This window comes from Gammaproteobacteria bacterium, assembly GCA_028817225.1.
In the GTDB taxonomy this organism is placed as follows: Bacteria; Pseudomonadota; Gammaproteobacteria; order Poriferisulfidales; family Oxydemutatoraceae; genus Oxydemutator.
Map to the genome: position 1 here is coordinate 1 of JAPPQC010000031.1, position 11,322 is coordinate 11,322.

At 68.1% G+C, this 11,322-nt stretch carries 4 protein-coding genes; all 4 read right to left on the bottom strand.

Translation table 11 applies throughout. The features are described 5' to 3' along the window. Positions 1 to 7,690: hypothetical protein (locus tag OXU50_04460; protein ID MDD9869128.1), on the bottom strand; the 7,690-nt coding region annotated here is incomplete at its 3' end. A gap of 481 nt (positions 7,691 to 8,171) precedes the next feature. Beyond that, on the bottom strand, positions 8,172 to 8,384 hold the full coding sequence (locus tag OXU50_04465; GenBank protein MDD9869129.1) for a hypothetical protein: 213 nt from the start codon (positions 8,382 to 8,384) through the stop codon (positions 8,172 to 8,174). Beyond that, complete coding sequence (locus OXU50_04470; GenBank protein ID MDD9869130.1) at positions 8,381 to 8,662, bottom strand: hypothetical protein; 282 nt, start codon at positions 8,660 to 8,662, stop codon at positions 8,381 to 8,383. Before OXU50_04470 ends, OXU50_04465 begins: the two co-directional genes overlap by 4 nt. Positions 8,663 to 8,996: 334 nt before the next feature. Further along, positions 8,997 to 11,322, bottom strand: a 2,326-nt coding sequence (locus OXU50_04475; GenBank protein MDD9869131.1) for a hypothetical protein, incomplete at its 5' end; no start/stop codon positions are given.

An 11,322-nucleotide genomic window follows, 5' to 3' on the forward strand; every position in this document is an offset into this window, starting at 1 on the left:
TCAGCACATCGCCTTCCATCACGACAACGGCGGTGCTGTTTTCCGGCGCCGCCGGCAGCGTTGTCAGCAGCGGCTGCGGCGGGCCGTTTGCGGCGCCGTCGGAGGCGGCGATGGCCAGCGGCGCGTCCACGCGCCCGTCGGTCAGCGGCAGCGTCATTTGCAGCGTTTCAATGGCCTGGTCGCTGGCCGGAATCGTGCCGGTCACGCCGAGCGACACGGCAAGAAACAGCGTTTCGGCGTCTTCCAGGACGCCGTCGCGATAGACGGTCAGTTCCGGCGTGGTCTCAATAAAGGTCTGCGTCGCCGGAACATGCCCGACGACCGTGCGCGTCGCGCCGCCGAACACGCGCCCGTCGGCGAAGCCGATGTCACTGGCGATGCCGGCGGCGTTGCCGTCGCCATCCACAACGGCGTAATGCAGCACCAGCGTTTCCGGCGTGGTGCTGCCGGTCGGCGCGACGGCGATGCGCCACGCGATGACCCCGCCCTCGGCGACGGCGGTGCCGTAGCCGGGCGCCGGCGCCGCGCTCAGGCGGGCGGGCGCGGCAACGCTCTGGATGACGACCGTGGCGCTGGTGTTGCCGCTGACGGTCACATTGCCGCCCGGCGGCGGCAGCAATTCCAGGCGCAGCATTTCATCGTTCTCGGCGATGCCGTCGCGCACAATCCGGTAGGTTACGGTGGTCTGCGTCGTGCCGGCGGCGATGACCAGCGCGCCGGTGGTGGCCGCGCCGGGCGTGAAGCCGGGCGTGAAGTCGGGGTTGGCGGCGGTGTTCTGCGCGCCGCCGATGCCGGCCTGCTGAAGAATGCCGACGCTGTACGGCGCCACCACATCCAGTTCCAGCGCGTCGCCCGCCAGCGTCACCGTGAACGCCGCGGCCCCGCCCTCGGCCACCGCCGCGGACGGCCCTTCCAGCGTGATGGTGGCGTTGTCGTTGTCGCGTATCAGCGTGGTCGCGCGGTAGTCGTTCTCGCGCGGCGCGCGCGTCACAAAGCCGGCGCGCGCGTCGCTGCCCATGCCGGCGGCGGCGGGCAGTTCCACAATGACCGTTTCAGGGCGCTCAAACTCGTCGTCGTCAAACAGCGCCAGCGCAATGCTCGTGCGCGTCGCACCGGCGGCGAACACCGCCGTCGCCGTCGTCGCCACCGCCTCCGTCGGCGGCGGCAGCGCGACATCGCGCGCCGGGTCGTCGGGCGCGGCGGCGGTGGCGCTGCCGGTCACCGTCAGCGGCGCCGTCAGGCGGCCTTCCGAGCGCCCGCTCAGCGTGATTTCATAGCGCAGGTCGCCGGCGCTCTCGGCCACCTCGGCGGGCGGCGTTTCGGCCAGCGACCAGGTCAGCGGGTCGCTCTGGCGGATGTTCATGACGACGGTTCCGGTTACCTGAATGGCCGCGTCGTCCGTGCTGACGCCGCCCATCGTGCCGAACAGCCGCACCGTCAGCGTTTCGGTGGATTCGTTCAGGTCGTCGTCGGTGATGGTGATGAACGCGGTCTGCATCTCGGCGAAGTTGTCGGGCGTGAAGCGCAGTTGGCCCGACGCCGGCGCGTAGTCGGACGGCTCGGCGAGGTTCACCTGGCCCGGCGCGTTCGGGTCGTTGGCGGCGTCGCTGTCCACCACCCAGCGCACCGTCACAACCGAGGTCGGCGTGGCGCCGTCAAGCGCGACATCAAACGACGCCACATCGCCCTCGCGCAGGCGCATGGAACTGGCGCCGCCGGCGGTCAGGAAGCGCATGGCGGCGTCGTTGGCGGCGATGTGCAAACTGGCCGACGCGGCGCCGCCGCCGCTCAGCGTCGGCGTGATGACGCCGGAACGCGGCCCGGCGCGAACCTCGTCCGCATTAATTTCCGCAACCAGCGTTTCCCGCGCTTCGGCGACGCCGTCCTGGTTGACGAGGAACGAGAAGGCCGCCGTTGTCGCGTGCGCCGGGAAGGTCACCTCGGCGCTGATGACGCCGGGCGGCACAAAACGCCTGCCCTGCGCGCCCGGCACAAAACACAAATCGGCGACGGAGCACGGCTGCAAAGCCTGCGCCGCGCCGCCGCCCGACGCCGACGCGCTCCAGCGCAGCGTCCAGGCGTCGGCGCTCGGGTTGCTCGCCGTTACGACAAACTCGGCGATGTCGCCCTCCACGGCGTCGCCGTCAAAGGCGGGCGCGACGCTTTCCAGCAAGATGTCGTCGTCGTCCGCGATGGCGCCGCTCGCCGAAAGCGCCGTCTCCGACCGCGTTACCGCCCCGCGGCTGGCGACGCCCGGCAGCAGTTGCACGGTGAAGTGCCGCGTGGTCTGGTTCAGGTTGTTGGCGGCGCCCGCCGTCGGCACCAGGATGGCGCCGGTGGCCGAGCCTTGCGGTATCGTCAAGACGCCTTCGCGGGCGTCAATCTCGCCGGCGGCCACCGGGTTCACCGGCGCGTCGGCCACCACCGAATACGGCACTGTGGTGTCGGCGGTGGCGGTGGCGCCGCCCAGGGTGACCGTGAACGACGCCGTCGCGCCCTCGGTGACCGCGGCGTCGGCGACGGACGCAATCAGCGTGTCTTCGGGGTGGTCCAGAATGACGCCGCGGAACGCGGCGATGCCGAACGAGCCGGACACCGGGTCTGCGTATTCAATGACGGTGCCCCTGTCCCTGTACTCACCTTCGTCCGGATCCCAGTCGGTGAATGAGGTGATTTGTACGACGAAGGTTTCGGTGCCTTCGTTCAACTGGTCGCTGTTGATTCTCAGGCCGACAGACCCGTCTCCCGTTTCGGGAGACCCGGAGCGGCCACTGGCGAGGTCGCCATCAGCCGGAACCGCGCCCAATGCAGCCGCGCCCTGTGCATCGTCCTGGAAGTTGAGGCCAAGCTGGTGATCACTATAAGCGGCGCCTTCCAGCAATTCAAACTGCACCGTCGGACTGCTAAAAGTCCCGCCGCTGCTGCCGCCGGTGCCGGCAGGCTCGTAGTAAATCGCCGCGCCGTCTTCCGTCAGCTGCGGCAATGTCCTCACACCCTGCGTGAAGAGATCGCAGATGCCTGCCGTTGCGGGAGAGCCGGGAACTCCGATAAAACCGGGAACGGCGTCGTCGCATTGCAGACGCCCCGTAAGACTCACCCGCAGCACCCGGAACGCGGTGCCGCTCGGCGAGATCGCCACCGCCGCGGTGGTGGCGTCGCCGAGGCCGGCGGCGCCCGCGGCGGTGATGCCCGTCAGCGTCAGCGTCAGCGTTTCGGTGCTTTCCTCGTAGCCGTCGCGGTGGATGTTCAGCACGATGGCGCCGTGCGTCGCGCCCGCCGCGATGGTGGCGCGCCCCTGCCCGCGGTCAATGATGTCGGGGCGTCCGGGGTGCTGGTCTATCGTTGCCGCCACGCCGCCCGATGTGTGGTTCTGCACGACAGTGAAGTCGTAGGTTACGACGGCGCCGACCGACGGCACGCCGCCGTCCAGCGCCACCGTGAAGTTGGCGTCGCCGGTCTCGCGCGCCGTCGCCGCGTTGGCCGACAGCGTGGCCGTCATCGGGTCGCTCGCCTCCACCACAATCTCAACGCGCGTCACCGCGCCGAACACGAGGAGCGGGCCTGCCGGCATCAACTGCGACAATTCCACCGTGATCCGCTCCTCGCCCTCGTTGTGGTTGTCGTCGTTCAGTTGCACCGTGAACGCCTTTGTGGTGTCAAGGGTCAGCGTGAACTGCGGCCCCAGGTTGTTCTGGTCAAGGCTGTCGTCTATGACGCTTGCATCAATGTTGGTCAAACTGCCCGTCAGCGTGATGTCGCCGCCGACGGTGACGACAACGCTGGCGTCCGCGCGCGACCCGCCGGCGGCGCCGACGCGGAAGGTGTATGCATCGCCCGCACCCTCGCTGATGCGCGTGCCCGGCGGCGCCGGTTCAAGCGACACAACCAGCGGGTCGTCGTCGGTGATGGTTACCGTGGCGCTGTCCAGCGTCCGGGAAACGGCGGTGTTCGGCGGCACCGGCGTGCCGGGAACAAAGCCGAGGTTGGCGGTGAAAGACTCCGCCAACGCCTCCGCTGTGCTGTCGTCGGTGATGGCGATGGTCACGGCGACGCTGCGGTTGTCGTCGCCGAACGGGCCGATGGTGGTGCCCGGCGCCGTGTAGTCGGCGCCGGCGACGGCGCCGCCGTCCATCGTGCTCAAGCCCAGGCTGAGCGGGTCGCGCTCAATCGCCACATCGGTCGCCGGCGACAGGATGGCGGCGGTCAGCACGACGGTGCCCGAAGCCTCGCTGACCGTCACATTGCTGGACGCCTGCGCCCAGCCGATGGTGATGGTGTCGTCGTCTTCAATGGTTACGGTGGCGCGGGAAGGGCTGATGGTCAGCCCGTCAAGCGTCGTGCCCGGCGGCGATGAGAGCGCAAGGGGGAAGGTCTCCGCATTCTCGGGAATCGCGTCATCAATGATTTCAACGAGGAAGCACTCCGAGCGGCGGCTGTCGCCGAAAGGGCCGGCCCGCTGGTTGGTGATGGCGGTGTAGTCGGCGCCGCCGGCGCTGCCCGCTTCGGTGCTGACAGCCACCGAGAACGAGGCGCCCGGCAGCGGCTGGCTCAAGGTCGGCGCGATCACATTGACGCAAACCTGAAACTGGCCGACATCCTCCCTTTCCAGATAACTCGTCCTCTCAAAACCCACCACCACATCGCTGTAGTTGATGATGACGGCGGCGCTGGAGGGGTCGCCCAGCATGAAGCCCGCGGGCGCCAGCAGGTTGATTTGCAGCGTCTCGCCGCCTTCGGCGGCGCTGTCGTCGGTGATGTTCAGCGCAATCGTGGCGCTGCCGGCGCTGCCGGCGCTTGAGGTGATCACCACCTCGCCCGTCGTCGCCGCCGCCGCAAGGCCGGCGATGTCGTAGTCGCCGGCGTCGGCGCTGCCGCCCGACACCGTGAACGACACCGTCGTAACGCCCGCGGCGACAACGCCGGCCAGCGACACGGTGAAGGTCGCCGTGCCGCCCTCGCTCACCGCGGCCTGGTCGGCGGCGACGACGACCGACGGCAGTTCGTTGTCAATGATGGCAACGGCGGCGGTGGCCGGGGCGATGTCGGTGTTCACCGGCACCGGCTGCCCCAAGACAAAACCGAGGCGGGCGCTGAAAGATTCCGTCAACTCCGACACGCTGTCGTCGTTGATGGTGATGGTCGCGGTCGCGACGCGGGCGTTGTTGCCGAACGGGCCGATGGACTGGTTTGTCAGCGCCGTGTAGTCGGCGCCGCCGGCGCTGCCCGCTATCGTGCTGACGGCCAGGCTGAAGTCGCTGCGCTCAATCGTGTCGCCGGGCGCCGGCGACAGCACGGCGGCGGTCAGCACGACGGTGCCCGAAGCCTCGTTGACCGTCACATTGCTGGACGCCTGCGCCCAGCCGACGGTGATGGTGTCGTCGTCCTCAATGTTGACAGTGGCCTGGGAGGGGCTGATGACCGCCCCGGCAAGCGTCCCGCCCGGCGGCGGCGCGAGGTCAATGAAGAAGTTCTCCGTGTTCTCGGGAACCGCGCTGTCGGTGATTTCAACCGCGATGCACCGCCGGCGGGTGTCGTTTGTGAACGGCCCGATAATCTGGTTGGTAATCGCGGTGAAGTCGCCGCCGCCCGCGGTGCCCATGCGCGTGCTGGCGGCCAATGAAAACTCGTCGTCCAGCGGCTGGCTGTCGGACGGATTGCTCACCTCAACGCAAACCTGAAACTGGCCGACATCCTCCCTTTCCAGATAACTCGTCCTCTCAAAACCCACCGCCACATCGCTGCGGTTGATGGTGGTCACCGCGCTGGAGGGGCTGCCCGGCGCGACGCCGCCGCCCGCCCGCAGGTTGACTTGCAGCGTCTCCGGCCCTTCGCCGGCGCTGTCGTCGGCGATGTTCAGCACGATCGTCGCGCTGCCGGCGCCGTCGGCGCCCGCGCTGATGCCAATCTCGCCCGCCGTCGCCGCCGCCGCAAAGCCGGCGATGTCATAGTCGGCGGCGTCGGCGCTGCCGCCCGCCACCGTGAACGACGCCGTCGCAACGGCGTTGGCTTCGGCGCCGCTCAGCGACACGGTGAAAGTGGCGCCGGCGCCCTCGCCCACGGTGGTCTGGTTGGCAACAATGGTGGCGGTGCCGGCGAAACTGGCGGCGTCGCCGTCGCTGGCGAGGATGGTGATGGTGATCGGGGCGCCGCGGGCGACGGCGAGGTTGCCGGGGTTCTGACCAACCGATGGCACCTCCAGGGTCATGGTTTCATCCGGCTCGGCGGTGGTGTCATTGACGATCATGTAATTGTTGGTGTCTGAGTAGCCGGTGCCTGCATTGAATATTTCCGTCGGCCAGACAACCACGCCGCTTTCCCGTACGCCGGTGTAGTCCTCCCCCTGGGTGGCCGTTCCGCCAAAAGACTCGCTGTTGAAGCCGATTGCTCCGGCCCCCGGTGTGAGCGTGAGGGTGATGGCAAGGGAGTCGCCCTCGTTCGCCCGGCAGTCGGTGCAGGCCGGGCCGCCGTTGACGCTGGCGGAGAGGGTCGCGGTGGCGTCGGCGGCGAGTTCATTGTCGCTGGCGAGAATGGTGACGGTGACGCTGCTGGGTGAGCCGAGGGACCAAGTGGCGGGCATCGGATTGCTCGTAGTATCGAATGCGCCAATTGTGAAGATGACGGTTTCGTCTCCTTCACGATGAGAGTCATCATTGACTCTGAAATTGAGACTGCCCTCAGTGGCACCTGTCTCTACTCGTACCAAAATACCACCAAGGTTAGAGACGTCGAAATCACCGAGCGTGGCAGAGTTGGTGGCTGTTCCGGTGACGGCAAGTTGCCCTCGGACCACGCCAGCGGTTTTGCCGTGGGCGGTCATGGTGACGGTGATGGTGTCGCCTTCGTCCACTTGCAGGCCGGCGGTGGTGGAGTCGCGGTCGCCGCCGGAGCCGGTGGCGGCAATGGTGAGGGTGCCCGGCTGGTCGTTGGCGAGAATCGTCGTGCTGGCGCTGCTGGCGCCGGAGACGAGGACGGCGCCGCCGCTCGGGTTGCTGAGGGTGATGGTCAGCGGCTCGTCGCTCTCGGCGTCGGCGTCGTCGGTCAGCGCGATGTTGAGGCTTTGCTCGCCGGTTTCGGTGAAGGTCAGCGTGCCGCTGGTGGCGCCGATGTCGCCCGAGGTGATGCCGCTGCCGGAAGCCGCCCAATCCACCGTGCGCGATTCACCGCTGACAAGCGCATCACCGACCATCGCAACCGTGAAGATGACATTGCCGGCGTTTTCAGCGACGCTGGCGGCCTCAGCGGCGATGGAAAAGGCGTTGCCGTCGTTGCCGAGGATGGTGACGGTGATGGTCAGCGGCGCGCCGCTGGACCATGAGGCGGGGGTGGCGCCAAGGCCGACGGGGGATCCGCTATACGAGAATACGAAAGTTTCTTCGCCCTCGAGGTCGCTGTCGTCGCGGGTGGTGATGGTGAACGCTTGGGTCGTCGTCGGGTGCGTCAGGTCAAAGGATGACTGTGCGCCGCCCACATTGGGGCCGATATAATCTTGATTCTGTCCGTAAGTGGCGGTTCCGCCGCCGTAGTTCAGCGTGCCAAGGACGCGCCCGGCGGTGAGGCCGTTGGCGGTGACGGTGAGGGTGACGCTGTCGCCCTCGTTGATTTGCAGGCCGGGGGCGGTGGCGTCGCGGTCGCCGCCGGAGCCGGTGGCGGAGAAGGTGACGGTGCCGGCGGTTTGCGCGCTGGCCGCCATCGGCGCAAGCACAAACAACGCAGCGAGCGGCACTGCCCCCGCAACCGGCAACCCCAACCGCCACCGCCCGCGACAAACACCACGCCCAACGCGCGCAACGCCGAACACCATCCGCAACAACGCCGCACGCGGCAACCCCGACCGCCACCGCCGCCCGCAAACACCACGCCACGCACGCGCGGCGCGGCGCCGGCGGAACATCGGCGGCGCGCGATACAGGTTTTGCAGCGCAGTTTTCATTGTTCAGGTCTTGGGGAATGCCGGGCAAGGCAGGCGGCCATTATACAGGCATAACACGGCTTTGGCCGCCACCGCCGGACAGCCACCACAAACAACGCCCGCAAACGCCGCCAAAAGCGCCATCCAGCGCCAAAAACCGCCCTGTCAGGGGGGGGGGTACGCCCTCTGCCGCACGCGGGCTGATTAAGCGCCGCCGGGCAGATATGGCCGGCGCCGGATTGTGCGGCGGCTTTCAGTATCTTCATCTGATGCCGGCGTCTCCTTTGGCGGAGCATTGCAGGATGCAGGTTTCGGCGGCGCGGGCGTTGGCCTTGTCAATCGCTATGGACATGTTGATGACGATGGTCGTGCAGGCCGCAATCATCGTGACCAGACACACAACGACGCACAAGATGAAGAGACGCCTCTCCTCCTTGTACAAAGCCTCATACGGGTCTTGTTCCACCGCTTTCATCCGGCTTTCCCGGCTATCATCATCGTATAGACGCTGATTAGAGAGCTCATCACGACCACTGCGGCCAGAAACACCCCGACAAACCAGCGTATGATGCTCGCTTCCATCCTGGCCATTTTCTGGTCTATTTTCCGGTCCATTTTCTGCTCCTGGGCGGCCAGGCTTTGCCGCAACTCAGTCCGGATTTCTTCCCGGAATGGTTGCAGTTCTTCTTTTGTGACTTTCCGGATTTGTTCCAGTTCTTCTTTTGTCATCTCTTGATGCTCGTTGTTTTTCATAATGGATTTTCTCCGCTGTTGGTGAAAAGAGCCATCATTTTGTGGTGTCAACGAGGGTAGTATATCCGCAAACCGACGAGCGGTAGCGATTCAACTGACGAACGGAAAATGGTCGCGAATAGACGCAAGTGCACGCCGGAAACAGCAGGCCGGCACTGTCCGCCGGGCGTTTATTTGCGGGGTGGCGGCAAGCCGCCGGTGCAGCAGACCGGCGGCGCGGGTTTGGCCGCCGATGGCGGGGTTATCAGGTGCGGCAGTGGGCAGCGAAGCGCGGACAGGGCCGGCGGCGCGGGTTTGGCCTGCGGCGGCACGGGTTTGGCCGCCGCCGGCGGGGTTATCGGGTGCGGCGGCGGCGGAGCAGGGTCAGCGCGGACAGGGCCAGCAGGGCCAGCAGGCCAAGCGGGTCGAAGGCGCCGCCGTGGCTGCGGGTGCCGCCGCCGGCGGCGGCGGCGCCGCTGCGGATGAGGCGGACGGGGTCCTGGATGACGCCGTTGCGGGCGCCGTCGTCGTCGTTGGCGCCGCCGTCCACGATGTACAGCAGCAGGCAAGTCCCTCTGCCGGGGCCGAAGGTGTAGGCGCCGCCGCCGGCGTCGGGGCAGCGTCCGTCTTCGGCGTTGATGTCGCCGATGTATTGTGCGAAGCCGTAGTCGCCATCCGCCGCGTCGCGGCTGAATTCGCGGGTTCCGGCGGGCGCCGTGCCGCCGGTGCCGTCAGCGGTGCCGCCCTCCTTGACCGGGCGCAGGTTTGAACCTGCGGTGGCGTCAAGGAAGTCGCGGGACAGCGGGATGATAACGCCCGCGCGACCGCCGGTGATGCCGCCGCCTTCCGCCGGTTCCGGCTCAACGCCGCGAATCTCAAAGTCGTACGACACTTCCTGCTGGCCGTCGGCGTTGCTGAGGAAGCGCGACGCGGCAAAGTCGGCGTAGCGCAGTTCGTCTTCTTCATTGGCTGCCACCGCCGCCGCCACTTCTGCGGCGCGGCGTTGCAAGCGCTCGCGCGTCGCCGGGCCGATGTGCAGTTCATGCTGCGGCGACACCGCGCGGATGTGATGGCCGCGCAGCATGCCCTCGGTGCGCGTCGCCGTGCTGACGCCGGCGTCGGCCACCGCCACCGGCAGCAGCGCCGCGCCGCCGTAACTGCGGCGCGCCTCGTCGTCGGTCGTTACCGCGTCAAACCAGTCGTAAAGGTCGGCGATGCCGTCGTTGTCGGCATCGTTGGCCAGCGCCAGCGGGCTGGCCGCCGCCACCACCGGATACACCCAGGTCGCCGTCGTCGCGCCGCCGCCGGCGTTGCGCGCTTCCATCGCAATCGCCACCGTCGCCGTTGAAGCCGAAGCCGCGCCCGACGGCACATTGAACGACACGCTCGCGACATTGTCCGCAACACTCACCGACGGCGCGTTCGCACCCGTCAGCACGCCCGCGGCGTCGCGCGCCGTTACCGTCGCGCCGTCGCCGAGGTTGGCGACGCGCACATCCAGCCGGTAATTGGAAACGCCCGCCACCAGCACCGCGACCACATCGCCGCCGCGCACCAGCGCCGCGCGCCCGAACACCGGCGCCACCTGCGCCGCGCCCACATTGTCCACCCGCGTCCGCGTTACCACGCCAAGCGAATAACTGGCCGCCGACAAACCGCCAAAGCCATCGCCCGCGCGCCACAGCAAATCGGTGTTGGCCACCGCCGCCGAAGTCGTCATGCCGGCAATCTCCCAGGTCGCCGACACGCTCGTCATCGTCGCAAAACGCGCACCGCCGGACGCCGCCGCAACCCGCAGCACATCCGCGCCGGCTGAACTCCTGAACTCAATCACCAGACTGTCATCACCGGCGCCGTCATGCGACGCCGCCACTGTCGCCGCCTGCGTGGTGTTGGCATACACCCGCGCCGCATCCATCCGCACTTCCGGCACGCGCCGCACCACCTGCTCCGGCAGGTTGCTGACCGTGCCGGTGTCCACCGCCCACAGCCCGGCGGCGTTCAGCGCAAGCCAGCCCACGCGGTGATCAACACCGGCGCGCACATTCTCCCAATCCACCGGCTCGCAGCCGCCCTGCGCCGGCGGCAGCCGGAACTGCGCCGGGAACCGGCGTTCGCAGCCGTAGCGCCGCGCGTTCATGTCAAACTGCGGATACATGCCCTCAAACCCGAAGGTGTCGGACAGATACCACGCCGACAGCCGCGCCCCCGGCGGTGTCGCGCGCACGCCCAAGTGCGCCGCCGCGCCATTGGCGCGCACGCCCGAATAGGCGAAGTGCGCCGGGCTGGCGCGCCCGACGGTTACCGTCGGCAAACCGGCCACGCCGCCAGTCGTCAGCGGGTTCTCGCCGGCGGCGATTTCCGCCGCGTTCGGCAGGCCGTCGCCGTCAAAGTCTTCGTCGCCGTTGATGCTGCGTGTAACCACCACCGTCTGCGTCGTCAACTGGTTGCGCCCGGTGTCCAGCGGCGCGGTGTCAAAGATGGCGGTCGCCGGCGCGCCCGGATAGTCATAGAACACAAACACATTGCCGTCGTCGTCGGCCAGCGGCGCGTTCAGCGTCAGCGCAATGCCGCGCGGCGGCTGGTAGGTCGCGCCCGCGCCCGCATCCGACGCCTGCGCCAGGTTGGCGCCGCGCCCGACGCTGAAGCCTTGCAGCGCGGTGCCGCGCGGCAGCGACGCC

What these genes read in the sequence shown, in the direction of transcription:
- OXU50_04465 (MDD9869129.1), bottom strand. Translation starts at nt 8,384, where the DNA reads ATGAAAGCGGTGGAACAAGACCCGTATGAGGCTTTGTACAAGGAGGAG.
- OXU50_04470 (MDD9869130.1), bottom strand. Translation starts at nt 8,662, where the DNA reads ATGAAAAACAACGAGCATCAAGAGATGACAAAAGAAGAACTGGAACAA.